The 25168-nt window shown below is 61.5% G+C and carries 23 protein-coding genes; 12 read left to right on the top strand and 11 right to left on the bottom strand.

Features of this window, described 5'->3' with window-relative positions:
• Positions 1-93: 93 nt before the first annotated feature.
• From IAG25_RS23270 to IAG25_RS23290, 6 genes are all read right to left on the bottom strand, one after another.
• The gene (locus IAG25_RS23270) at positions 94-1320 is read right to left on the bottom strand and encodes a glucosamine inositolphosphorylceramide transferase family protein (RefSeq protein ID WP_255503870.1); all 1227 of its coding nucleotides are present in this window, start codon (positions 1318-1320) and stop codon (positions 94-96) included.
• A gap of 445 nt (positions 1321-1765) precedes the next feature.
• Positions 1766-1954: a hypothetical protein gene (locus tag IAG25_RS23275; RefSeq protein ID WP_187606947.1), complete on the bottom strand. Its 189-nt coding sequence runs from the start codon at positions 1952-1954 to the stop codon at positions 1766-1768.
• Positions 1955-2413: 459 nt separating this feature from the next.
• Positions 2414-2542: a hypothetical protein gene (locus IAG25_RS41510; RefSeq protein ID WP_255503871.1), complete on the bottom strand. Its 129-nt coding sequence runs from the start codon at positions 2540-2542 to the stop codon at positions 2414-2416.
• Between the two features lie 208 nt (positions 2543-2750).
• On the bottom strand, positions 2751-3266 hold the full coding sequence (locus IAG25_RS23280; protein WP_238216915.1) for an NUDIX domain-containing protein: 516 nt from the start codon (positions 3264-3266) through the stop codon (positions 2751-2753).
• A 264-nt stretch (positions 3267-3530) separates the two neighbouring features.
• Positions 3531-5639, bottom strand: coding sequence for a phosphocholine-specific phospholipase C (locus IAG25_RS23285; protein WP_187606948.1), 2109 nt, complete (start codon positions 5637-5639; stop codon positions 3531-3533).
• A 30-nt stretch (positions 5640-5669) separates the two neighbouring features.
• Positions 5670-5939 carry a hypothetical protein gene (locus IAG25_RS23290; RefSeq protein ID WP_187606949.1) on the bottom strand — a complete coding sequence of 90 codons (270 nt, stop codon included), beginning with the start codon at positions 5937-5939 and terminating at the stop codon, positions 5670-5672.
• Between the two features lie 134 nt (positions 5940-6073).
• Here IAG25_RS23290 and IAG25_RS23295 point away from each other — a divergent pair, with 134 nt between their 5' ends.
• Positions 6074-7342 carry a YbfB/YjiJ family MFS transporter gene (locus IAG25_RS23295; RefSeq protein ID WP_187606950.1) on the top strand — a complete coding sequence of 423 codons (1269 nt, stop codon included), beginning with the start codon at positions 6074-6076 and terminating at the stop codon, positions 7340-7342.
• Between the two features lie 49 nt (positions 7343-7391).
• Here the strand turns inward: IAG25_RS23295 and IAG25_RS23300 are convergent, their stop codons facing one another.
• Entirely contained in the window at positions 7392-8798 is a 1407-nt protein-coding gene (locus tag IAG25_RS23300) for a replication initiation protein (RefSeq protein WP_187606951.1), read from the bottom strand.
• Between the two features lie 645 nt (positions 8799-9443).
• Between IAG25_RS23300 and IAG25_RS23305 the strand changes: the two genes are divergently transcribed.
• From IAG25_RS23305 to IAG25_RS23315, 3 genes are all read left to right on the top strand, one after another.
• The gene (locus IAG25_RS23305; RefSeq protein WP_187606952.1) at positions 9444-10655 is read left to right on the top strand and encodes an AAA family ATPase; all 1212 of its coding nucleotides are present in this window, start codon (positions 9444-9446) and stop codon (positions 10653-10655) included.
• Complete coding sequence (locus tag IAG25_RS23310) at positions 10652-11629, top strand: ParB/RepB/Spo0J family partition protein (protein WP_187606953.1); 978 nt, start codon at positions 10652-10654, stop codon at positions 11627-11629. The genes IAG25_RS23305 and IAG25_RS23310 overlap by 4 nt, the downstream gene beginning before the upstream one ends.
• A gap of 1354 nt (positions 11630-12983) precedes the next feature.
• Positions 12984-15059, top strand: a complete 2076-nt coding sequence (locus IAG25_RS23315; RefSeq protein ID WP_255503893.1) for a TonB-dependent receptor — start codon at positions 12984-12986, stop codon at positions 15057-15059.
• A gap of 21 nt (positions 15060-15080) precedes the next feature.
• Here the strand turns inward: IAG25_RS23315 and IAG25_RS23320 are convergent, their stop codons facing one another.
• Complete coding sequence (locus IAG25_RS23320; RefSeq protein WP_187606954.1) at positions 15081-15554, bottom strand: hypothetical protein; 474 nt, start codon at positions 15552-15554, stop codon at positions 15081-15083.
• A 28-nt stretch (positions 15555-15582) separates the two neighbouring features.
• A complete protein-coding gene (locus IAG25_RS23325) occupies positions 15583-16050 on the bottom strand; it encodes a zinc-finger-containing protein (protein ID WP_187607133.1) in 468 nt (155 codons plus the stop codon).
• A gap of 426 nt (positions 16051-16476) precedes the next feature.
• Here IAG25_RS23325 and IAG25_RS23330 point away from each other — a divergent pair, with 426 nt between their 5' ends.
• The 5 genes from IAG25_RS23330 (at position 16477) to IAG25_RS23350 (ending at position 20006) form a co-directional block, all read left to right on the top strand.
• Positions 16477-16698: a hypothetical protein gene (locus tag IAG25_RS23330; protein WP_255503872.1), complete on the top strand. Its 222-nt coding sequence runs from the start codon at positions 16477-16479 to the stop codon at positions 16696-16698.
• Between the two features lie 377 nt (positions 16699-17075).
• Positions 17076-17480: a hypothetical protein gene (locus IAG25_RS23335; RefSeq protein ID WP_187606956.1), complete on the top strand. Its 405-nt coding sequence runs from the start codon at positions 17076-17078 to the stop codon at positions 17478-17480.
• Positions 17481-17489: 9 nt separating this feature from the next.
• On the top strand, positions 17490-17858 hold the full coding sequence (locus tag IAG25_RS23340) for a c-type cytochrome (protein ID WP_309243960.1): 369 nt from the start codon (positions 17490-17492) through the stop codon (positions 17856-17858).
• Between the two features lie 59 nt (positions 17859-17917).
• Positions 17918-18967, top strand: a complete 1050-nt coding sequence (locus tag IAG25_RS23345; RefSeq protein WP_187606957.1) for a catalase — start codon at positions 17918-17920, stop codon at positions 18965-18967.
• A gap of 118 nt (positions 18968-19085) precedes the next feature.
• Positions 19086-20006 carry an AEC family transporter gene (locus IAG25_RS23350; RefSeq protein ID WP_187606958.1) on the top strand — a complete coding sequence of 307 codons (921 nt, stop codon included), beginning with the start codon at positions 19086-19088 and terminating at the stop codon, positions 20004-20006.
• Positions 20007-20013: 7 nt separating this feature from the next.
• Here IAG25_RS23350 and IAG25_RS23355 read toward each other — a convergent pair whose 3' ends face one another.
• Both IAG25_RS23355 and IAG25_RS23360 read right to left on the bottom strand, forming a co-directional pair.
• Positions 20014-20979, bottom strand: a complete 966-nt coding sequence (locus IAG25_RS23355; RefSeq protein ID WP_035500298.1) for a LysR family transcriptional regulator — start codon at positions 20977-20979, stop codon at positions 20014-20016.
• Between the two features lie 20 nt (positions 20980-20999).
• The gene (locus tag IAG25_RS23360; RefSeq protein ID WP_187606959.1) at positions 21000-21845 is read right to left on the bottom strand and encodes a helix-turn-helix domain-containing protein; all 846 of its coding nucleotides are present in this window, start codon (positions 21843-21845) and stop codon (positions 21000-21002) included.
• A 257-nt stretch (positions 21846-22102) separates the two neighbouring features.
• On the opposite strand from IAG25_RS23360, the gene IAG25_RS23365 reads away from it, so the two are divergent.
• Genes IAG25_RS23365 through IAG25_RS23375 form a run of 3 tightly spaced genes read left to right on the top strand, consistent with a single transcriptional unit; the run spans position 22103 to position 25159 of the window.
• A complete protein-coding gene (locus IAG25_RS23365) occupies positions 22103-23035 on the top strand; it encodes a transporter (RefSeq protein WP_255503873.1) in 933 nt (310 codons plus the stop codon).
• A gap of 25 nt (positions 23036-23060) precedes the next feature.
• Positions 23061-24785 (top strand): FAD-dependent oxidoreductase, encoded by a 1725-nt coding sequence (locus IAG25_RS23370; protein ID WP_187606960.1) that lies wholly within the window; start codon positions 23061-23063, stop codon positions 24783-24785.
• A complete protein-coding gene (locus IAG25_RS23375) occupies positions 24782-25159 on the top strand; it encodes a c-type cytochrome (protein WP_187606961.1) in 378 nt (125 codons plus the stop codon). Before IAG25_RS23370 ends, IAG25_RS23375 begins: the two co-directional genes overlap by 4 nt.
• Positions 25160-25168 lie beyond the last annotated feature (9 nt).

Genomic DNA, 25168 nt, shown 5'->3' on the forward strand with positions numbered 1-25168 from the left:
TCAATGTAAGCCGGCGCCCGTGGCACGCACTGTGCGACGCGCCACACGCCGGTTGTCTTGCCCGCGCGCGACTGGCCGCGGGCGCCGTTTGCGTCATGCGCGCCTCATCGGGCCGCGCCACGGATTCCATTTGCGAAGCTGCGTCTTCAGATCGATGACCGTGATTCCGCCGACCGCATTCCACGTATGAAGTCCCTGATGGCCGCGCGGCGGCGTGCGGATCGACACGGTCCGTTCGGCGTAGGTCGTCGTCGTGAGTTCGGTGATCTCGCGGAACGTCAGCGCGGCGCCGTACTCGCGCTCGCAATTCTGCGCGGGACGGATCAGGCGGTTCTGTCCGTCCTTGAACAGGTTACCGGCCATGCGCGCGAGACGGCAGTCGGAGACGACCGGGTTCATCGGATGCGCGGTCCATTCGCCGAACGGGCTGTCGGAGTGGAAGATCGACAGCTCATCCCAGTTCGATCCGCCGTCTTCGGTCATGCTCGTGAACATCCACCACGTCTTGCCGTCGTGATAGAGCGTCGTGTCGGCCGCGACGACGTCGCGCATGATGACCTTGTGCAGCACCCAGTCGGTCGGAAACGAGGCGGCGCGGTACATTTCGATCGTACGATTGCCGCAGGTCTCCGGGATCATGAAAACTTCGCCTTCATGCTCGAAGAGAAACGGGTACGACAGGTGATAGCTCTTGTCGAGCACGACGCGCGGCGTCTCCTGCCACCTTTGCGTGACCGGATCGAACGCGATATGGCTGATCGTGCCGCGGTTCGTGTCGTAGGGAAGGCTCTCGAAGAACAGGTGATAGTCGCCGTTCTTGCCGCGCCATAGGAACGGATCGGCGTGAAACTGCGACGTCATGCCGGGAAGCGTGACCCAGTTGCGGCTTTCGTCTCCTTCGACGCTGTTCTCCGCGCCCGTGCGTCGATACGCCAATACCCAGTGCCCGCGCTGAATCAGCAGCTTGAGCGGCTGGTTCAGCACCTTGCGTCCGAGATGCCGCAACGCAAAACACGCCGACGTGAAAGCCGACAGACGCGCCGTCCGCGCCTTCGCCTTGACGAGCGGAAGATCACGAGGCGACGAGGCCGCCTCCAGACGCTTCTGCGCCCGCTCGACGAGAACGGCGACGCGCCGCAGACTCGTCTGCAGCGACTTCAGGAAGAAGAGCTTTTCCGGTATCGCGACATACGATTCCGCCAGCAGACGCATCTCGTCCGATTCGGGCGACTTCCATACGACCTGAATGTGCGGAGTTCGGCATTGGAGCAGCGCTTTCCACAGCGCCTCGATGTTCTCGCAGCCGTCGTACAGAACCATGATCGGTGCACGGGCATGAGAGGGGATCCGCGGTGTCTCGTCGGAGTCACCGTAGATCCGCTTTTCGACGCGCGTCCACCACTCGAGCACGGAAGGATATGCGGGTTGCGCCATTTCTTTTCCCTCAGACAGCAGCGATTTGCCAGCCGATCGCACTTCCATCTTTAGCTAAACGCTTAACTGTCTTTATATGTTTTGTGGTCCGGCATTTGAAATGATGAACAGTCCATTTCATGTTGATGCCGGCGAAGAAAGACTAGAGTCTGGGGAATGTGCGTGCGGTGCGCTATCGCACACTGTTGCGACAGCTAATTAATGCGAGGGATTTGAACGGCTGTGCAGGAAATGCGGCGTTGCGTGATGATCGGCGGCTTGGCGGGAGGCTGCTTCGCCGATGGCGGCGGAGATCCTAACTTGTTGGTGGAGCAGGAAAATTTTTCGTGAATCAAGGCTCATCACGGCGCACGGCGACTTCGCGCCTGCGAAACCAGGTCTGCCGCTTGTGACCCGGCTCGCTCGTTTCATCTGCCTTATGTCTGGAAGAAGGCGAAAAGATAATTTCGAACACGGCCAGCAATGCAAGACCGATTATTGCGAAAAAAACAATTGCGCCTATAACACCGACTACTGACATGCTTCCTCCGCGCTCATCCGCGATGAATCAAGCATTAGATAAAACCCGTGGCTGAAAGTTTGACCGAATGACTTTGATTTATTCCTGATTATATCACATGGCTAATCGGCCGATTTCCGCCACGCGACCTCCAGCATGATTTTCCGACGCATCCGGTGCGCGCAAATCCCTGAACAAATGGGTGAAAGCACGTCTGTTCCGGCGACCGGCGGCGCAAGGAGCCATGCCCGGCGCGCTCCGCGGGACGCTGGCGTCGTGCACGTCACCTCACGCCGTGCGACGGACGCGACCGCGATTAATCGAATTTCGATACGCGGTGTATTAATTATTGCGGCCAATTTTCGAAAGGCAGCATTCCGCCATTCGAATGTCTTCAACTGATATACGACGTTTCTTCGACAGTCGGCCGCCTATTTGACCGACAATTAACCGGTCATTCGGCTATAAGAAGGCCCAAACTCATGCGAGGCGTTCTTTCTCCGTGGGTTTGTCGGATGTTGTCAAGAGAATGTCCGCGACCGCCAACAATGAGAGGCCCACCACGGCCACAAATCCGACGGTCCCGGCGAACATGCTGACGAGCTTCATGGTTTCCTCCGCCAATCAAAGGGCGAATGCCTCCGTTGCTCAAGGCTGCAACGGGCGCTCGGCGATACACGCACGAGCGCCCGCAAGCGTTTCAAACGGTAGCATAGGCGTAACTTCGCCGAAAAAGTATTCATTTCGCAGCGAAATACGCGCCCGCGCGGTTTGCGCAGACAAGAAGAATCGTCAGTCGAAGGGAAACCGGTCCGCGCTAGCGGCCACGTCGGCTAAAGCCGGCCGCCACCTCCGACTCCGCGCCACCGTGGCTCCACGCATGCCTCGGCGAATCGCGGCCGCCGCCCATCGCACGCGTCAGGATGGCCCTGGTGCCGGGCGTCGCGCTGACGTTCGCGAGCTGACGCGCGTCGATCCACAACAATTCGTGGAACCTGGCGTCGGCTTTCGGCCGCACATGCACGTCGTCCGGTATCGCAATGCGAAAGACATGATGCAGATGATGCGCCGATACCTGCTGAAACAGAAAAGCGGCAGCGCTCGCCTGCACTCCCGTGTCTTCGTGCAGCGCTCGGATCGCCGCAATAATCGTCAATTCGTCGAATGCTACCGCTCCGCCTGGCAGCAACCACGGTCCGCCACGCTCCCGGACCAGCAGCACTGACTGGTGACGAACCAGCAGCACTGTTGCTCGTTCTCTCATCCCCGTCTCCGTGTTGCACCCCAATTCGTTGTTGGATTTGATGGTGCGATACGAGGCCCGGCGTGCCATTTTGATTTCACCGTCGCCCCGATCTTAAGCATGAACTGGCGTGCACGCTCGATCTTCACAGGCTTCGTTGCGCTTCGCAATGCGTGATGTCCCACGTATGTGCGCTGCCTGACGAGGCAGGATCGGAAAAGACTTCCGAGATGGCGGGAATGTCAGGGAGTCCGGTCGGGAGAAGATGCGTCCGACGCGCGGCCGTGCGCAAGTTTGGAATGCGCACGGCCTGCGATACCTACTACGTTGAGCAAGCCATTGTTGCCGTCGATGTCATTCGCCGAGCGCCGGATCGCTCATGCTGTCGCGTCCGGTCTCGACGTGCCCTGCGAGGCGCCGCAAGAACGCGCGATCGGTGTCGACCTTGATTTCGACGTCGTACCAGCCGTGGGCGTCGCGCAGATCGAGGTAGACCTGCGCGGTGTCTCCGCCGCGCACGCGCCGCGTGATGGTCTTCGACGGATCGTACGCATTGGTCACGCTGAAGGTGCACGCGGCCGTTCCGCGATTCACGAGCCGCAGTTGCAGATTGCCGTTGGCGACGTCGTAACCTTCCGCGACTTCCGGCGCGGCCTGTTCACGCGACCACCAGCCGGACGACGGCGCGTCCGCCGTGCCCGCGATCCGCCGCAGAAATCCGTTCGGGCCGTGCACGACGAAGTCGAAGCTGCCGTCCGGATTCGCCGCGACGCGGTCCGCGAGACGCTTGCGCGCCTCGACCGTGTAGGTGCGCGGCGCATCGGCGCTCGCGTTGCGATAGAGCAGAAACGCCGCGCCCACGCCGCCGGTGTTGACGAAATCGAACGACACGGCGCCCTTCGACGGACGTGTGCGCACGAACAGCTCGTACGGCAACGCGCGCGCGGCGCGCACGCCGGGCTCCTGCTTCGGGATCGCCTGCGTAGTCGGCGGAACGGGCACGTAGTCTTGATGGCGCAGCTTGTCGGGCGGCACGTAGCCGCTCGTGCCGGGCAGCGTGGGCATCGCGGTGTTTGGATTGCGGAAGTCGAACGCGGATGTCAGGTCGCCGCAGATCGCCCGGCGCCACGGCGAGATGTTCGGCTCGGCCAGACCGTGCGCACGGCCGAAGCGCTTCTGGATGAAGCGGATCACGGAAGTATGGTCGAAGGTTTCGGAGCACACCCAGCCACCTTTGGACCACGGCGACACGACGAGCATCGGCACGCGCGCGCCAAGGCCATACGGACCGCTCGCGTATTTCGCGCTGCCCGGAAAAATCTCGGCGGTCGTATCGACGGTCGAAAGGCCGTTTGCGCTCGAAGTCGGCGGGAACGGCGGAACGAGGTGGTCGAAGAAGCCGTCGTTTTCGTCGTAGTTGATGAGAAGCGCTGTCTTGCTCCATACCTCCGGGTTCGACGTCAGAACCTGCAAGACCTGATCGATATACCAGGCGCCGTAGTTCGCGGGCCAGTTCGGGTGTTCGGAGAACGCTTCCGGCGCGACGATCCATGAGACCTGCGGCAGCGTGTTCGCTTGCACGTCGCGCTTCAGGATCGCGAAGTAATCGTCGCCGGCGGCCGCGTTCGTGCCGCGACGCGCCTTTTCGTACAGCGGACTGCCAGGCTGCGCGTTCTGATATTGCGTGAAATAGAGCAGCGAGTTGTCGCCGTAGTTGCCGATGTACGCGTCGTCGGTCCAGCCCCACGAGTGCTTCGCGTCGAGTCCGGTGCCGATGTCCTGATAGATCTTCCACGAGATGCCCGCGCGCTCGAGCACTTCGGGAAACGTGGACCAGCCGTAGCCCGCTTCCGCGTTGTCGACGACCGGACCGCCGCCGGCGTCATCGTTGCCGACGTAGCCGGTCCACATGTAGTAGCGGTTCGGATCGGTCGATGTGTTCGTCGAGCAGTGATAGGCGTCGCAGATCGTGAAGGCGTCAGCGAGCTGATAGTGGAACGGGATATCGTCGCGTTGCAGATACGCCATCGTCGTCGTGCCCTTGAACGGCCCCCACTGATCGTACAGACCGCCGTGGAATGCGCCCTGCCCGCTCACCCAGTCGTGCGGCAAATCCTGCAGGAACTGCAGGCCGAGGTTCGACGCGCCGGGATGAAACGGCAGCACTTCGCCCGCGCCGGCTGCGATCGGCTGGTTGAAAACGGGCTTGCCGCCCGGCAGCGTCACCGCGCTCTTGTCACCGAAGCCGCGCACGCCGCGCAAGGTGCCGAAGTAATGATCGAACGAACGATTCTCCTGCATCAGCACGACGATATGCTCGATGTCCTCGATCGATCCATGACGGTTGTTCGCGGGAATCGCGAGCGCCTGGCGAATGCCGAGCGGCATCACGTTCAGCGCGGCGGTCGCGCCTGCGGCCTCGACGGCCGCGCGCAGAAAATCACGACGGTTCTTGTTTTTCATTCGTTTCGCGGGGGAAGTGAATAGGAAAGGTCAGTCCACCGTGTGAATCACGGGTGTTACGAGCGGCTCCGACGCAACCCGTGCGACGGCGGCTCGCGCGGTTGGATCGGATGCGCCTGCCGTGGCTTGCTTCGCCCAGTCCTGAAGCTCGCTCGTTGCTTCTGTCGCGTTCGTCGCGCTCATGGCGGGTGTCGCGGACGGCTCGCTGGCCGTTTCCTGCCTGCCGCATCCGCAAACGATTGCGCAGACGCAAACGGCAAAGCACGCCACCACGGCGTGGCGGATCGGGACGATCGACATCGGGATTCTCCGGCGGGGTCGCGCATATCGATACAGCGCTGCGAAGCTTAGCCACGGCTTGTGTAAGCAATGTGACCGGTCCGCGATACCATAGACATGACAAGACGAATCGCCATCCAAAGGACGACAAGAGCGTGATACAGCACGACGATGCGAGCGGAGACCTTCGCGAGAACAAGCCGGCCCATTCCAGCGGGATCGTCCACGAAGCCGATCGCAGGCACGCGCTCTTGCTCGCGGTGGCGTTATCGCTCGGCAGCGCCATCGCACTCGGGCTCGCACGCTTTTCCTACGCACTTCTTCTTCCGCCGATGCGACTCGACCTCGCGTGGAACTTCGCCCAGGCCGGCGCGATGAATACGGCGAACGCGTTCGGCTATCTGCTCGGCGCGCTCGCGTTCTCCCGGTTGTCGAGGCGCGTCGCCTCCCGGACGCCGTTCATCGCCGGTTGCGCGCTCACGGCTTTACTGATGGCGGCGAGCGGCGCAACGACCGATACCAACGCCCTGCTCGTGCTGCGCGTCGCGACGGGCATCGGCAGCGCGCTCATCTTCGTGAGCGGCGGTGTGCTCGCTGCACGGCTTGCATCGATGTCGCCGCGCGACGCGGGACTCGTGATCGGCCTCTACTACGGCGGCACGGGCTGGGGCATCGTGATTTCGTCGATAGTCGTTCCGCTCACGGTTTTGCCGGTTGCGCACGGCTGGCGCTTCGCGTGGTTCGCGCTCGCCGCGGCCTGCGCCGCGTTTTCCGGCATTGCGGTCTGGGCCGCGCGGCGGATCGAATCCGCACACCCGCTCTCGTCGGCGCGTCACGGTGCGGAGTCCCCGTCCGGCGCGCCGGTGCAACGTCGGCGCTTCGCGCTCGCGCTCGCCGGATATGGATGCTTCGGCATCGGCTATATCGGCTACATGACGTTCATCGTCGCCCTGCTTCGCAATGCGGGCATGAAGGCGGAGGTGGTGAGCGGCTTCTACGTCCTTCTGGGTGTGGCGACGGTGGTATCGGCGCGGATGTGGTCCGGGCTGCTCGATCGCATGCGTGGCGGTCAGGCACTGGCGATCCTGAACGGCCTGCTCGCCGCGGCAACGCTCATTCCTGCGATGCTCGTGCATCCGCTGGCGGCATTCGTTTCGGGCACGTTGTTCGGTGCGACGTTTCTGTCCGCGGTGGCATCGACGACGGCATTCGTGCGGCACAACCTGCCGGCGAATCAATGGCCGACGGGCATCAACGCATTCACGATCGTGTTCGCGCTGGGGCAGATCGTCGGGCCGGTGGTGATCGGGCGAGTGTCTGATAGCGCGGGGCTCACTCGCGGCCTCGTGTATTCCGCGCTCGTTCTGGCGGCGGGCGCGGTGCTCGCGGCGTGTCAGAAGCCGCTGATCCGGCCTGTTAGATAGGGGTGAGGGATATTACGGATTCCAGATGAATCCGCGGCGCTCGCGAGAATCAGATCCGGCTGCCCGCGCGCGCCTTTTTCATCTTCGCGTAGACATGGGCGCAGAACGCGTCGGCGACCACGCGATTGACCGTGAGAATATTTTCGGCGCTCACGCTCTCGCGTGATAGGCCCTGTTTTTCGATCAGCCGCTGCGGAATCAACTGGCTCACGAACGAGTGGCAAAGCTCCTTGCGCGCGGAAGCGTCGACCGACTCGAAGTACTCGCGGCCGGCCTGGATCTCTTCGCTCATCTTGGCCTTGGCCGTGTCGTTCTGAACCTGGATGCTGGCCTGAAGATGCGCCTGCGCCGTATCGCGCGAGCGACGGTCCTTCTTGTCGTCCTCGAGTTGCTTCGCCTTGATCGACGCCATTCTCCGGTCCGCTTCGCCGATGCGGTAATTCCCCTCCAGCGCCTTGAAGAGATAGCCGCGCGGGCTGACCGTCACCTTGCCCTCGTTGAGCTTGAACCGCGTGTATTCGATCGCTTGCTCGAGCCGCTCGTCGGTCCAGACGTCGCGGCGCTTGGCGAGGCGCTCGAAGTCGGGCGTATCGAACGCGAACTCGTTGTGCAACAGGAGATACATCGAATCCTGAATGCCGGCGCGCGCCGCGTCCGCGCCCTGCTTCTTCGTGAAGCGGAAACGGATCTTCAGCTTTTCCGCCGGAACACGTTCGGCGTTGGGCTCCCAACTGACATCGAAATCCGAGACGTCGTTGAGTTGATCGATAGCGGGCTCGAGGAAGCGCTTCTTGAATTCCTTCACTTCCTTGCGCGACTCGCCGACCTTGCCCGGCCATTCCAGTACGTCTTCGAACGCGAACCACTCCGTCACGCCGTGGCCTTCGCACGGGATCAGGCGGTCGTAGATCGCGCGGGCGAGCGAGAGCGAGAAAGCCGTCGATGCACGCAGGCTCAGCCAATGCGCCTTGTACGGGCTGATCAGATACTTGATGACGCGTCCCGCAAGCAGGATGCAAACGACGTTACGCTCGATGTAGCAATCGCCCAGCAGGCTGATGGTTCCCCACGAGTCCTTTTCGGTCAGTTCCTCGATCGACGGCGCCGTCATGATTTCGACGCGCGCCCGGGCCGCGGAACGCATCTGCGCAATGAGGTGGCTGTGGTTTCGGCTGTCGTAACGCATCAGCCACTTGAAGTAGTTGATGTCGGCCGTGAAGGTATAGACCTTGTCGTCGATGAGCTCTTCAGGCGCCTTGGTCGCGACGATGAAGTACGCGGCATCGAGCACGCGGCGCGCGGCGATGCCCAAGCCGCCGACCCGGGTGAAGATGTTGTTGCGCAGGAAACCAATGTCCCTTGTCGATTCGCAGATCGCCGAACCTTGCGCGGACATGTCTTCGTAAATGTCCAGCGCCAGTTGTTTCGGCGTGACGATGAGGTCTTGGTTTTCCATGCTTCCGATTCGGCTTCGATCCCCGGCACTCTATCAGGCGAGCGAGGGGTGTCAACACAAAAACCACCCCGGGGATCCTCAGGATTATCCGCACAAAAACCGTCCCGATTGCCGGTAGCGATCACAATTTCCGCCCCGGTCGCCACAATTACCGGCCCCATTTGCCCAATTTGCGAATCCTGCGTCACAAAAACCGCCCCACGCTTCACAAAAAGCGTCCCTATCCACAGGGTTTGTGATTGATTTTTAAGGGAAATGGGTGGTTCTGTTTGTTGGTGGGTGGGTCTAGGTTTACAAAAAACATGACAGACGTTGCCGTGATGTTTACTTGGAACGACGCAGCAAAGTCGTTAAGTAATTGAATATTTGGGGGTATTTTTCGGGGCGGGACTTACACAAAAACCGCCCCCGGGGTGGTTTTTGTGCGACGGGAATGCGGGGTTGAGAAAACTGCGGAAGTGAGACGCAAAAGTGCGGTTGTAAAAGTGGTCGATTGAGTACGCGGCAGACCATAAAAAAGCCCGAAAAATCAATCGAATGCGGGCTTGGTCCTGTCCGAATAGTCAATTCTCCGCGCAACACAACCTTGTTTACGCGTATTCGTGTATTCTGCGCTTCGGCGTCAATACTTGGAGAAAGCGCAGAATGGCAAACGTAGGCACCCTACCTATGGAAGACCGGAAAGTTACCCTTCGCGAAGTGGCGGAGTTCGCCGATAACCTCGAGCCCTTTTCGGACAACCTTCGGGAGCAAATTCTCGCTCCACGGCCGCGCAAGCTCGCGCCTTTCTACACGATCAGCGAGTTGGCTGAGATGTGCAATCTGACCCGGCAGCAGATTCAATATCTGGTGACAAAGGGCGAAGGAGGTTTGCCACCGGGAACGCTCAACGGAAGCGGCCGGAGCCGAACATTTACTCTGCCCGAAGTGCGCATGTGGGTGAAGATGGCTTCCGACATTTACCAGACGCGCCTCGGCGACGGCGATAGTGCTTTCCGCGGCAAGGTTCTGACGACTGCACAATTGAAGGGCGGTTCGGCAAAGACCACGACGACGGTTTGCCTGGCACAAGCGTTGACCCTTCTCGGCCGCAAGGTGTTGCTCGTTGACCTCGATCCGCAGGCTTCGGCGTCGGAGTTGTGTGGCCTCTATGCCGAGAAGGAAATATCCGGCGACGACACCGTGCTGCCCTATATCTACGATCAAAACGTCGAGGGTGGCCTCGGGGCAAGTGTGCAGTCGACGTACTGGGACGGCCTCGACATCATCCCCGGTCATACCTTCTTATATGGGGCGGAGTTCCTTCTGCCCGCTCGCCAAAAAACGATTCAGGGTTATCGATTCTGGGCGGTGTTGCGCGAGGGCCTCGAACCGCTGCGTTCGCAGTACGACTACATTTTGATCGACACGTCGCCGTCGCTGTCGTATATGAACCTTAACGCGTTGCTTGCCGCAGACGCGCTCGTTATGCCGATGATTCCCGAGAATCTCGACTTCATTAGTTCGCTCGCTTTCTGGCGATTGTTCTCCGACGTCGCGGAAGATTTTCTTCCATATGAAGAGGACAAAGTTTATGACTTCATTTCCATCCTGTTGTCAAAGGTGGACTATGGCAAGACATCGTCGGCGCCGGTCGTGCGTCAATGGGCCCAAAGCGCATATGGTCGTTGGCTCGATCCGTTCGAGATTCCTGCTAGCTCCGTGATGAGCGGTGGAGCCCTTTCGTTCTCGACCGCTCTTGACGTCGTCAGTACGCACTCCACGGCGAAGTCACTTCAGCGGGTGCGCCAGCCCATGATTCAATATGCCAAATGGCTGGATGATATGTTCGTCAAATCGTGGAAGGAGCCGGCATGAGTAATAACATCCGAGAACAGCTCATGGCCAAGACGGCCAACCTTCCGAAGCCAGCGGATTTCAAAGGCGAGAACAAGAAAGATAAGACGAACCGCGGTCCGCAAACGATGCCGGGCATCACGAGCGCTTTGGCTGCTGCCCAGCTTCGGATTCAGGAACTCGAGGCGCGGGGTGTCGAAACCGAGATTTCCGTCGACATCATCGTGCCGAATCCATGGCAGCCGCGTCGTCAATTCAGCGAGGCCAAGCTCGCGGAACTGGCGCGATCGATTGGCGAAGTCGGATTGCTGCAGGCAGTCACGGTTCGACGCGTGGGAGAGGCGTTTCAACTCGTCGCGGGAGAGCGACGTTGGCGCGCGCACAAGCTGATCAACAAGACGACGGTTCGTGCGGTTGTGATCGATTGCACGGATCAGGATATGGCGGCTCTCGCGCTGATGGAAAACGTCACGCGCGATGATCTTTCTGATTACGAAATCGCGATCGCGATTCGCCGGGCTGAAGCAGAGTTTCCCAATCGAACGCGGCTTGCGGAGGCAATGGGCATCACTCGAAGCGACCTTTATCGATTTCTTGCGTACGACTCGTTGCCGGACTTTGTGAAGCGAGACCTGGATCTGAATCCGTCAGTGCTTGGAGCTTCGTCGGCGCAGGATATAGTCAACGCGTTGAAGAAGACCGGAGAGCAAGGGCTCAAGGCGCTGCGGGAATTGTGGCCGCAGGTTCTTTCGGGCGATCTGGTTCAGACCAAGGTGGCGGCGAGTCTGAGCGCGCAGGCGAGTCGTGGAGAACCGGCGACGGATGCCGGCGGCCGAAGCATTCTTAAGATATTCGCGGGAAAGGTTCAGGCTGGAAGCATCACGAAGGACGTGAAGGGGCTGACTTTTAAGTTCAAGGCGGGTGTTATGACGGAGGAGCAGGAAAATCAGCTGAGGGAACACATAGGAAAGATGTTCTCCATACAGTCTGAGTGATCGGATCCAAGACCCGCTTCGGCGGGTTTTTTCATCTCTGTTGGTGGTGGTTTGGACCGGTCTTTTTGACCCTGGACTTAGCAGCACTCAGATCGAGTGTCCGAATTCGGACACTCGAGACGGGGTTGGACAAGATGTTTGGCGCTCAGTGGGAAGGCCTTGGTTTTGATGGGGCATTAGTGTCCGAATTCGGACACTTTGATCGCTCCGTGGGAAGGGGTCTAGCCCTACGCCTGAGGCGCAACAGAATGCACGGGCGAACACGCCAATTCTCAGTCCGGGTCAGCGCTAACTTCATACGCCCCCGTTAAGGTAAGAGCAAGTGGTACGCAACCTTCTGCGGCCATAGGACCTCACGCACTGCGAAAACGACGCTCTACCATCCCCAAAGCTCAACCGCCATGCCCCGGCGTTCAACACCTCCGCGTGCAGATTTATACGCTTGATGAATCGAAACGAGAATTCCGAGCGTGAGCCTTGAACTAGCCATCCTGGGCAGAGAACGCGTGATAAGGACCTCTCGTCCAGTTAGACGGTTCGCTGACGGTCAGTCTGTCTAAGAACGGCCCAGAACGGCGCTCACAGTGGGATCACTAGGCAGCGTTTGGGAAATAAAAACAGCTCGAGCAGAAACCTTCCTGCAGTCGCAGACTTGAATGCAGAGGCGATGATGAAACGTGGTCGGAGAACTCTTCGACCACTCTTGGACTGTTGCCGCTGCTTATGGAGTGTCGCCCAATAATCCGGGGAATCGGCTGGCACTTTATGGGTGCAACTCTCTACCATCCGCGCGACAGCCCTAACGCTCGTCGTCAAACGGCAGACCCCTGCGGATTTCAATGGTCCATCGACGGCGGAACGAGTCCGTCGCACGTGCTCGGCCGCGCAAGAATACCCAGCGTTGGCGCAGCGCGACGATCGGTCGAATGCACGTGCTCCATCGCACTGAAGCATCTCGACGCCGCTCTCACAGACCGATTTCGCCCCAGCGGACCATGCTCGTACCGTGAAACAGTCAGAAAAAAATTCATCTCGAATTTATCATATTAAAATCAACGAGTTGCATTCATCTTCGGAACTTGTTTCACGGATAGCACCCCTTGTGCTGTGCGACGTGTTCTTCTCCGCTCGAAGACGAAGGAGTCGCTGCCTGACCAGCCATCTAATTGGGCATCTGTAACGAACGATACTGATTGCGTATCGCTTGGATTAGGCTAATAAACCGTCGTATTTAGCTATTCCAAACGCCAGTCGCCAAGATCATATGCTACGTTATATCATCACGTCGCGCCCTCAGGGACTATAAACAGGCGTATATATCTGATCGATAAAAGAAACGTTATATCATTACATGATGACCAACGAAAACAAACGCAACCCATCCACCACGCCCGGCCCAAAGTTCATAGCCCTGACCGCGCTCCTTCTTACAACATCCGCCCGAGCCCAATCGAACGCGATCGAAGACACTCCGATCCCCCCGATCTTCGTCACCGCCAACCCACTAGGCTCGAACAATTTGGTGTCTCCAACGAGCGCGCTAGACGGAAACGCACTCACCCTGCGACAGGCGAATTCCCTGGGCGAAACGCTCAACGGACTACCCGGCGTCTCCACGACAACGTACGGCCCAATGGTCGGCCGACCGATCATCCGCGGCATGGACGGCGACCGAATCCGCCTGCTCCAAAACGGCGTCGCGGCTTTCGACGCATCGTCGCTGTCATACGACCACGCCGTGCCGCAAGAGACCTTGTCGGTGGAACGCGTGGAAATCGTGCGCGGGCCCGCCGCCTTGCTCTACGGCGGCAACGCGATCGGCGGGGTAGTGAATACAATCGACAACCGCATTCCGCGGGAATCGATCGAAGGCGTAACGGGCCAGGTCGATGCCAGCTACGGCGGCGCCAACGATGCGCGCGCCGGAGCGGCGCAAGTCGAGGGCGGAAACGGACGTTTCGCGTTCCACGTCGATGCCTTCGATCGCGAAACGAGCAACGAACGCATCCCCGGATTCGCGCATTCCGATCGACAGCGCGCGATCGACGGACCCGATGTTCCGCAACCCTACGGCATCATTCCGAACAGCGATGGCCGCTGGCATGGCGGCGCCGTCGGTTCGTCGTACACATGGGCGGACGGCTACGCGGGCATCAGCTACAACGGTTACGACGCGAACTACGGTTCGGTCGCCGAGGACGATGTGCGTCTGCGCATGCATCAGGACCACATCGCCGCGGCATCCGAGATTCGTAATCTGCAGGGCCCGTTCAGCCAGTTGAAGTTCAACTTCGCCTACACCGATTACGAGCACAAGGAAATCGACAACGGCGAGACCGGCACGACCTTCCGCAATCACGGTTACGAGGCGCGCATCGAGGCGCGGCACAAGAAAATTGGCCCGCTCGACGGCGCGATCGGCGTGCAACTGAGCCAGAACACGTTCTCGGCGCTCGGCGACGAAGCGCTCGTGCCCACGTCGCAAACGACCAATGCGGCGCTTTTTGGTCTTGAAGAGTGGACCGTCACCGACGCGCTCAAGCTGAGCATCGGCGCACGCTACGAACACGTGAACATCGACCCGACGTCCGGTGGAAACGAAAAGTTCGCCGATTCGCCAAAGCGCGATTTCAACGCGGGCAGCATCTCCGCCGGCGCGCTGTTCAAACTGAACGCGGCCTGGAGCGTGGCCGGGAATATCGCGTACACGGAGCGCGCGCCCACTTACTACGAGCTCTACTCGAACGGCCCGCACGATGCGACAGGCCAATATCTGATCGGCAACCCCGACGCGCAGAAGGAAAAAGCGATATCGACCGATCTGTCGTTGCGCTTCGCGAGCGGCCCGAACAAGGCGAGCGCGGGCGTCTTCTACAGCCGCTTTCGCAACTACCTGACCGAGTTCAATACAGGCCGCCTGGTCAACGATGACGACGAACCCGTCGCGCCCGGCACCGACGATGCGCTCAACGAAGCTGTCTACCGCGGCGTGCGCGCGGAGTTCTACGGCGTGGAGCTGGACGGCACTTGGCGCGTCTTCGATAAGGGCGCGCAGCGTCTCGACGTCGAATTCGTCGCGGACTACACGCACGCGCGCAATCTCGATACCGGCGAGGCGTTGCCGCGCATCTCACCGCTGCGCGCGACGCTCGCGCTCGACTACGTCTACGGACCGTACGGCGCAAGAACCGAGCTGGTTCATGCGTGGGCGCAGCATCGCGTTCCCGAAAACGACCTTCCGACCGGCAGCTACACGACGATCGGCGTCATCCTGACGTACAAGTTCCGCTTCGGCTCGACGAACTGGCTCGCCTACGTGCGCGGGCAGAATCTGACGAATCAAGAAGTGCGCTATGCGAGCTCGGTCGTGCGCGACATCGCGCCCGAAGGCGGCCGCAGCGTGATGATCGGCTTGCGGACCGCCTTCTGACGGCGAGGCGAGCGGGCAGCGTCAGAGCGGCGCCGACTTGCGCGCCGGAAGCGGCTGATAAGGTTCGCCCGCCTTGAAGCGTTCGAGCCGATCGCTCGCGACGGAAAGCGCACCCATCGACGCGCGCCGCAACTGATGATCGTAAAGCGACACGATCGCGGCGAGCCGCTCGAAGTCCTCCGCCGCGAGCGTCCAGGAACCAGACGTCCGGCCAGCGTCGAACACGGCGGCCATCGTCTGATCCGCGCGAAGCAGTTCGTCGTGAGAGAAGTCGCCGTGGCCCGCTTCCGCGAGGAACTTGGCGAGATACATCGCCTCGGTGATGTGCTGCGCGGGCGCGATATCCGGCGAGCCTGAACGCAAGGCCGTCAGCGACATATGGGCCGCGAGCGCGAGCTCGTCTGCCACCGCGCGCGGAATGGGAAGCAGCTGCGCCTTGCTGAGCCGCGCGCGCGTCGCCTGAGGCGAGCGCTGGAAGGGAAGAGTGCGTGACATGCGAGCATCGATGGTTGACCTTCTCAGGTTAACGTTCATCGATCGCCGAATCTGAAGGGTGCTGACCGCGTTCCTGTGCGAAATGTTCGACCACCGCGATCGCGCGCTCGCACTGATCGGCGTCGAGCGTGTGGATGCTGCACTTGTCGGGTTCGACGCCGATCGTCTGCGCGAGCCACTTCATTCCCTTGGACCGCGCCTCGAAGACATTGCAGCCGTCGCGCCGGACCTTGGCCTGCACGAGAGGTTCGAGCGCCGCATGTAGTTTCACTTTCAGATCGCGCAATCGCGCATCGGCGAGACGGCCGAGCGGGACATTGCGCGTGCTGCGCGGAAAGATGCCGATCCACGCCTGACAATCGGCGCACATCCAAAGCGGGCCGTGATCGTCGCGATACGGATAGGCTTCGTCACCCGCGCGCGTCAACGTCGCGGGCGCGCCGCAGTAGTCGCAGTTCGGATGGGGAAGCGGTTTGACAGGTCGGCCGACACGCATTGCCAGAAACTCACGAGAGGGAAAACCAATATAGCAAAACTGGAAGTCCGCTTCGAAATGCATGCTCCCCGAAAGTTCCGGACATCGAGCGATATCGCAGCCCGCTTAAAGCAAGCTCGTTCGCAAAGGGCTCCTCACGCGCGAGTGCAAAGGAGCCCTTCGATCGGGAATTTACTTTTCCGATCCACGGTATAGGGTAAGGAGTGCGTGCTACAAGCCACGCGCTTCTTCGGAGCCTACAGGCTCCAACCCTCACGTTCGATCAGAAGCCTGGAAGGCGCATCGTCCTCGCGCCCGACCGGGTCCGTGCATGCGTGCCCGCAAGCTCGTCGCAAGCTTGCAGTCCTCAATTGATTAATGATTCGAGAGGTGATGGCGATGAGAGCAAATTATTTATTGGCAGCAACGGCCGCTGGCATCTTCGCGATGAGCACTGTCGCTCAGGCGCAAGACATGCAGATGTCGCCGGCACAGGGCAGCGTCGCGCAGCAAAGCGCGCAAGACAGCGGCACCGCGACGAGCGATTCGAGCTACGGCGGAGCAATGTCGACGAGCAAGTCGGGCAGCGCCTCGCGCGATGCGTGGACGGGCAGCACGACTCAGCTCTGCACGCCGGGACTGAGCTGCAATATCTATAGCGGTCAATAAGGCAGAGTTTCCGTAGCGACGTGCCGAAGGCGGCGGGGACGCCTTCGATCTCATTTCTTCCGCCAGTCAGTTCTCTTCCATTTCGCAGTCCCCCAATGGCGGGGTGCTGCCCCTCCCGATGCGTGGTTTTTCCCGACGATCGTTCGGTCGATAGTAGAGCCCATCACAAGACGGCCACTGATCGGCCACGCGTGGGTTCTCCACACGACAGACTCCCATCTGCGGCGAAGCGGCGAGAACGCGCGGCATGCGCGACGCTCTGATATTGCCGACGCTCGCGGATTTCCTGGCTTCACATTCGTTGAGGCCACGTTCGTTCTCTATGCATGAGCCCATCTGGACAGCCGCCGTCACGCGGCCAGCAAGGAGGTACCGAAATGAGATCCCATCTGACGAAGTACGCGATGTTCCTCGCGATCACCCTGGCGGCGTTCGGCGCGACATGCGAAACGAGCCTCGCCGCGAACGGCACGGACGATGCCGATGCACGCCTCATCGCCGTCGACGGCGGTCCGCTCACGCTCACTGTTCAGACGCCATCGGGTGGAACATCGCGCCTGATTTACGCCGATGAAGACGGCTGGCGGCTCGACGATCGCGACGCCCGTCTCAAGCCCACGGAAGCGCGCATTACACAAGCGTCGGCGGAACCGCAAAAGGAAGCGTCCGCCAGCGAGCGTCCGATGACCGTCTTCATCGACGGCCCGACGGGTTTCACCTACGTATGGATGCGCGATCAGGGCTGGAAGTACGTCGGCCGGCTGGCCGATCGCAAACATTGAGCGGTCCTCGTGACTCAACGCTCGCTGTCGTGCTTGATCGCGTGCATGGTCGGCGCGTCGCTGTCCGTGCACGCGCAGACGCCCGGCGCAGCCGACGCCGCGCTCGCCGATGGCTGGCGCGCGGTGCGTGTCGCCGACTGCGCGCGTTGTCACGGCAAGGATCACGAGGGACTCGCCGCGCCGTCGATCGTCGGCTTTGCGCGCACGCAGAGCCGCGAGCGCTTCATCGCCGCGATTCTCGACGGCAATCCGCAAATGGGCATGCCCGCCTACCGCGGCAATCCGCTGATCGAGAATCATATCGACGATATCTACCGCTACTTCGCCGCACGCGCCGATGGCAGTCTCGCTGCCGGCGCGATGCCGGGTCGCGAGTGAGATAACGCAACTAGACTTTAAATGCGCGCTTTCAATCGAAGCGCGAACGGAGGTGAATCATGAGCTTCACTCAATCAATCAGCGACGGCACCGGCTGGTCCGACAAGCTCGACGATGCGACCACGCTCGCCATGCTCGTCACGGCGATCGGCACGCAGCAGACGAAGCTCGCCGCCAGCAGCCACACGGGCCTGAACGGGCTGATCGACCGCGCACAGCATCAGAAGCAACTGCTCGGTGCGTTCGGCACGCTTCGCATTGCAGACGAAATTCCCGAGGCCGCGCGCTTCGGGCCGTTCGCGTCGGCGGGACCGGCCACGTATCGCGTCGCGTGCCGCATCTCCAACGGACAGCCTTGCCCGCAGGCCGATACGTCATCCGATGTTCGCGGCATCGCGCTGAAGTTTTTCACGCAGCAAGGCGTCGAAACCGATCTGCTGATGACGAACGAAGGCGGGCGCTCGCATGCCCGCGATGCGGCGCAATTCATGGCGGTGGCCGATATCATCGTCGCGTTGCTTGCCGAGGGAACGGTCAGCGGCATCGCGCAGGGCTTGCGCGAGATGATGATGGCGCGGCTCGGGCCCGTCGAGGGCGCGCGCATTCTGGCGATCCTCTTCAAGGAAACCAAGGCTCATCACGTCGGCAGCGTGGCGACCGAACATTACTGGGGATCGGTCGTGCAACTCGGGCGGGCCGCGATCAAATACTCGCTTCACCCGCACCCATCGACGCCTGCCGGAACGAATGCCGAGCGTCATGGCGATAACTATCTGCGCGCCGACATATTCAATCGCCTGGAGCAACGTCCGGTGATGTGGCAGCTCGGCCTGCAATTTTTCATCGACGAAGAAACGACGCCGGTGAACGATGCATCCGTCGCATGGAAGTCGGACGTGGTCATGATCGGCGAGCTCGAAATCGATGCGCCGCCGTCGATCGACGAGGAAGCGCGCATCAGCCAGCTCGCGTTCAATCCGGCCAACGGTTTCGCACCGCTCGGCATCACGCATGCGCGCAAGGATGTGTATGCGGCGAGCGCCGCGAATCGCAAGGGACGGGGCGTTCTTTCGAGCGACGAAGCGCGCACGCTTTTGAGCGGCCACTGACGTTCGCCATCGCGCGACTGCGCAAGATGGCGAGTCGCGCGACGCTTTTCTCCGATAATGGTGCGCATTCAGAAACGGGCCATCGTGCTCGGGCGCTTCACCTACATCGGAGCCCGCCATGCATCTTGCCGGCATGATTCTTCCGATCTTCGCCATCATCCTGACGGGATGGCTGGCGCGCGTCTCGGGCTACATGCCGCATGCGCTGGCGCCATCGCTGATGCGCTTCGCCTACTATGTCGCGATGCCCGCGCTGGTGTTCCTGACCATCGCCGACGAGTCGCTGCACTCGCTGCTCGAATGGCGCTTTCTCGCCGCGTTCGGCGGCGGCTCGATGATCTGCTTCGCCGCCGTGCTGCTCGTCGCGCGAATCGCACGCGGTGCGAGTCTTGCCGCGAGCGCGATGCTCGCCGCCGCCGTGTCGATGACCAACACGGGTTTCGTCGCGCTGCCGATCCTGAAGACGCTCTACGGCAAACCCGGCGTGCTCGCAGCGGCGGTCGCGACCGTGTTCGTCGGCGCGATCATGTTTCCCGTGCTCGTCGTGCTGATCGAAATCGGCCGTCTCGATGCGTCGCGCAAAATCGACGTGACGGCGCTCGTTCGCCAGATCGCGACCAATCCCGTGATTCTCGCGACGATCTGCGGATTGCTGTGGTCGATCGGCGGATTGACGCTGCCTGCGCCGGTCGCTTCGTTTCTCACGATACTCGGCGAAGCGCTGACGCCGTGCGCGCTCTTCGCGATCGGTCTCGATCTCAGCTTCGGCGAGTTGCGCGGACGCGTGAATCTCTATGCGCTTCTGACCGTGCTCAAACTCGCCATCGTGCCGCTCGTCGTGTACGTCCTCTGCATCGCGAGCGGACTCGGCCACACCGCGACCATCGCCGCGGTTGTCTGCGCCGCCGTGCCGACTGCAAAGAGCGCTTACGTGCTTGCCTCGGAATACGACTTGGAGAAAAGCGTCGTCGGCGCGGTCATTTCGATGACTACGCTCTTCTCGATCGTCACATTGCTAGCTTGGCTTTACATCCTTTAGCGACGCTTCACACATCGCCCAGTTCTTCATCGACGTTGCGCTCTTCATCGTCGGGCGGCGAAATGCCGAGCGCCTTGTCCCATTGCGGCTCGCTCAGATAGCGCTCGCGCAGGAAATCGACGAAGGCCTTCACCTTCGTCGTCGATCGATGCGATGTCGGATACACCGCGCTCAACCACAGCGGCGGCGCCGCGTAGTCGGGCAGCACGCGCACGAGCCGGCGTTCGAGCAGATCGCTCGCGGCGACCATCGTCGGCAGATAGACGACACCCGCGCCCGCGCGCGCGAATTCGAGCAGCAGATGCACGCTGTTCGTTTTCAACACGGCGTTGAGCGCGATCTCATAGCACTCGTTGCCCTTCATGAGCGGCCAGTTGTCGCCCCACGGATAGTGCGCGTAACGCGCGAAATCGTGACGCAGCAAATCGAGCGGCGTCTCGATCACGGGCTCTTCCTTCAGATACGCAGGCGTCGCGCACAACACGCCGCGCACCGGAAAGAGCTTGCGTTCGACGAGCAGGTTCGACGCAGGCGGATAGATCTGCAGCGCGAGATCGAAGCCTTCCTGCACGGGATCGATCACGCGATCGTTCACCGTCACGACGAACTCGATGCGCGGATGCGCCTCGCGAAACGCGATCAGCGCCTGCGAGAAATGCCCGAGCGCGAAGCCCGGCAGCACATGAACATTGAGCGTGCCCGACAGCGATTGCGTCTGCTCGCTCGCGCGGCCCGACAGTTCGCCCACCTTCGAGACGAGCAGCAGGCAATCGCGATAGTACGTTTCGCCGACTTCCGACAACCTCACCGCACGCGTCGAGCGATGAAACAGCGCGACGCCGAAATGCTCTTCGAGTTGCTTCACGCGCGACGTGACGACCGATTTCGCCACGCCGAGCTGACGCGCCGCGCTCGCGAAGCTCTGCGCTTCGGCTGCGCGGACGAAGGCCTCCATCGACATGAAGAGGTCCATGCTTCCTCCTGTTTTCGTCGCTAGGCCGCGCCGTTCCGGTAACGCAGCGGCGTCGTGCCGAGACGCTCGGAAAAGAGCGCCGTCATGTGTTGCTGCGACGAGAATCCGCACGCGGCGGCGACATCGACGAGCGGTGCATCGCCCGAACGCAGCATGCGCGCCGCAGCGCCGATGCGCTTTTCCAGCACATACCGATACAGCGAATAACCGGTGCGCGCCTTCACGCCATCGAAGACGGCGCGCACGGGCAGTTCGAGTTCAGCGGCGATATCTGCGCAGGAAAGACTCTGGTCGATGTTGTCCGCGACATACGTTTCGAGCGTGGCGAATCCGGCATCCGTCAGCGCGGATTTGCGCTCGCGCGACGCGCGTTCGAGATGCCGCGTCGTTTCGATCCACGCGAGCGTGGCGACGCATTGCAGCTCCCACGGATCGACCTTGCCCGATTCGCCGGGCGCTTTCTGGCGCGCATAGCGCACGAGATGCCGGATGGAATCGGCGCCGAGATTGCTGCGGCTGCCCGCGCGACGCAGCGGCTCCGCGCTGCGATCGGCGATGCGATTCACGAACGCATCCGCATAACGAAACGCGATGAAGCCATGCCGCACGTCGTGCGCATCGATGCGCATGCTGCCGCCGCGCGGATGATAGGCGGCCGTTTCGGCGCGAAACGTGAAGGGCGCTGCGGGGCCGTCGTCGTAACGCGTATCGGAGACGATCGTTCCGAGCAAAAGGCAGATCATGTCCGACGAATTGCTCAGCTCCAGCGAATAGGGGCGCGGGCCGGAGATGCAGTATTCGAGTCCGGGAACGCCTGTGACCGCGCTGAAGCGGTCGATGCGAGCGGGCGCGGCGGTGGCGCTCATGGTGGTGTCTCCGTGTTTTGCGCGGCTTGCCATCGGATCGCCGGACGCCGCTGTTCACGCGAGTATAGATGCGCGCGGGAAGCCCTTGCACGCGCGATGGGTCGCCGTTCGCGAACGCCGCGTGCGCACTTTGCGTCCCGGTGTAAACCCGAATCCGTTCGCAAGCCGCCCGGAATCTGTAATCCGCAAAACCTGAAAGACCCGCGCGCCGCGTCTTCGTAACGTTCGCTCATACGACACGAACGACGGAGACGACGATGCAAAAGCGGCACACACGAAAGACCATTCGAAGGCGGAGCACTTGCGCACTCGCCCTGCTTGGCGCGGTTTGCTCGATCACGGCGCACGCTTCGGGCATTCCCTTCGCGACGGACCGCCCGCAGACCTGGCAGTTCAGCAGCGACTTCGAAGGCACTTACGATTCCTTCGGCCAGAACCTCGAATGGAATCACGACAACCGCGCATTCGATTCGCAAGGCAATCAGGTCGCCGGTCCTGGCACGAATACGTTCGTAGGCCTCTCGACGTTCATTCACTACTGGAAAGTGCCGTCGCTGCCGCATGTCGGCTTCAACGCGAGCATCACGCTGCCCGAGATTCGCACGCAGGGCTCGCAGTTTTCCGCGAGCGGCATCGGCGATCCGCTCATCGGCGGTCTTGTCTGGTACAACCCCGCGCCCGCGACGACGCTCGGCTTTCAGGCCTACGTGCAGGTGCCGATCGGACAGAACGCCGTATCGACGAATACGTGGTCGTTCTGGCCATCCGTTTTCTACGACGACTGGTACGGGCATGTGAACGTCGATCTGCTGCTCGGCGGCATTTTGCGCGGACGCACGCTGCGCTCCGGTCAGGACGACCTGAGTCCGGACAACACGTTTCATCTGAACCTGCGCGTCGGCTACAGCATCTCGCCGCCGGATAACCCCTTCGCGATTCCGTTCGTCGGTCTCGATTACCAGACGAGCGGCGGCACCTTCAACCAGACCGCGTCGATGCCGCTCTCGAACAGCGCGAGCCGCGAAACGACCGTGGGACTGGGCGTCCTGTTCCAGTTCAAGCCGAACAGCCTGCCGTTCCTGCACCAGAAGATGTACGACCAGCTTTCCATCCAGTACCAGCACTCGGTTTCGGGGCGCAACACCACGCTCACCAACGGAATTCTCGTGCAGGCGTGGCACTACTGGTGAGCACATTCAAACGATGGAGACGAACATGAGTGACACGAACAAGCTTCCCGCCGCATCGCGGCGCAACTTCATCAAGGCCGCGAGCGCCGGAACGGCGGCGGCCGCATTCGGCGCGGTGTCGCTGACCGCGCGCGCCGCGAGCGAAACCAGGTTCGATGCGGAATACGACGTCGTCGTGTGCGGCGGCGGTGGCGGCGGCCTGCCGTGCGCGCTGTTCTCGCGCTGGCTCGGCAACCGCGTCGTGATTCTGGAGAAGGCCGGCAGCGTCGGCGGCACGGCTGCGAAGGCCGCGTTCTGGTACTGGGTGCCGAACAACGAGCCGATGCGCCGCGCGGGCATCGCCGATCCGAAGGCCGATTACATGCGCTATGTCGCGCGCCTGTCGCGGCCCGAGCAATACGATCCTTCGTTGCCGAAGCTCGGCCTCTCGGACTGGGAGTACGAGATGTGCGAGGCGATCTACGATAGCGCGTCGCCGGCGGCGGAACTGCTCGCGAGCAAGGGCGCGCTGCCGTATCGGCATGAAGCGGCGGTGCCGGATTACTGGGCCGAACTGCCCGAAGACAAGGCGCCGCGCGGCCGCGTGCTGTTTCCGAAAGACGGCTTGCCGAGCATGTCCGATGGCGGGCGCGTCGCGATCCGAACGATGAGCGCCGCGGCACGACGCGATGGCATCGACATCAAGACGGGTTATCGCGTGCAGAAGGTGCTCGTCGATGAATCGGGTGCGGTGATCGGCGTCGAATCGCTGACGGAAGAGGGCGAGCTCTTTCGTGTGCGCGCCAAGAAGGCGGTGGTGTTCGCGACCGGCGGCTTCACGCACGATCCCGAATTGCGCAAGAACTTCCTGCATGGCGCGGTGTATGGCGGCTGCGCCGCGCCCACCAACGAAGGCGATTTCGTGCGCATTTCGAGCGCGCTCGACGTGCAGTTGCGCAACATGAACTACTCGTGGATGGCGCCGATCTCGCTCGACAAGGCCATCGCGAAAGACGGCTCGCTCTCCGGCATCTTCACGCCGACCGGCGATTCGATGCTCTACGTGAACAAGTACGGCAAGCGCGTCGTCAACGAAAAGCTCGCGTACAACGAGGTTTGCGCGACGTTCTCCGAATGGGACGGCGCGAAGGGCGAGTATCCGAATCTCACGCTCATTTCGATCTGGGACCAGCAGGCGCAGGACCATTGCGCGAGCGATGACTACGGCAGTCTCATCGTGCCGAAGGGCTCGAACGACCGTCACGTGCTGCGCGGCAATACGCTCGCGGAACTGGCGGGCGCGATTCGCGAACGCATGGCGAAGTACAGGAGCGCGCTCGGCAACGCCGACCTTTCCGACGACTTCGTGCGCAATCTCGACGCGACGATCAAACGCTTCAACGGCTTCGCGAAGACGGGCGTGGATCAGGACTTTCATCGCGGCGAGCGCATCGTCGAGAAGCTGTTCAACGGGACCGTATCGAAGAAAGCGGATCAGAAGAACGAGACGATGTATCCGTTGAGCGCGAAAGGGCCGTACTACGCGGCGCTCATCGTGGCGGGCAATCTCGACACCAAGGGCGGCCCGAAAACCAATTCGCATGGACAGGTGCTCGATACACGCGGCGAGCCGATCAAGGGCCTGTACGGCGTCGGCAATTGCGTCGCGTCGGCGTCCGCGCGGGCTTACTGGGCGGGCGGCGGCACGCTCGGACCGATCCTCGCGTTTGCTTATCGTGCGGCGCAATCCGCCAGCGGAGTTCAATCATGATTCGGATAACTAATTTATTGACGATGCTCGCGCTCGTGAGCGCCGCGGCGCATGCACAGCAAGACCCCGTCGCGCTCGGCAAGAAGCTCACGACGAACAATTGCGCCGTGTGCCACACCTTCGGCAAGGGCGAGCCGAACGGGCAAGGGCCGAATCTCTTCGGGATCGTCGGCAAGCCGATGGCGTCCGACCCGAGCTTCAAGTATTCGACGGGCATGAAGGCGGCTGCATCGGGCAAGGTCTGGGACGACAAGCTGCTCGATGCCTGGCTCACCGATACGCAATCCGTCGCACCCGGCAACGCGATGACCTATTTCGAAGGCGATGAAGCGCGTCGCCAGAAGATCATCGCTTATCTGCGCACGCTGCATTGAACTGGACAA

Origin of the sequence: Caballeronia sp. EK, from assembly GCF_014384845.1 — a bacterium.
GTDB lineage: Bacteria > Pseudomonadota > Gammaproteobacteria > Burkholderiales > Burkholderiaceae > Caballeronia > Caballeronia jiangsuensis.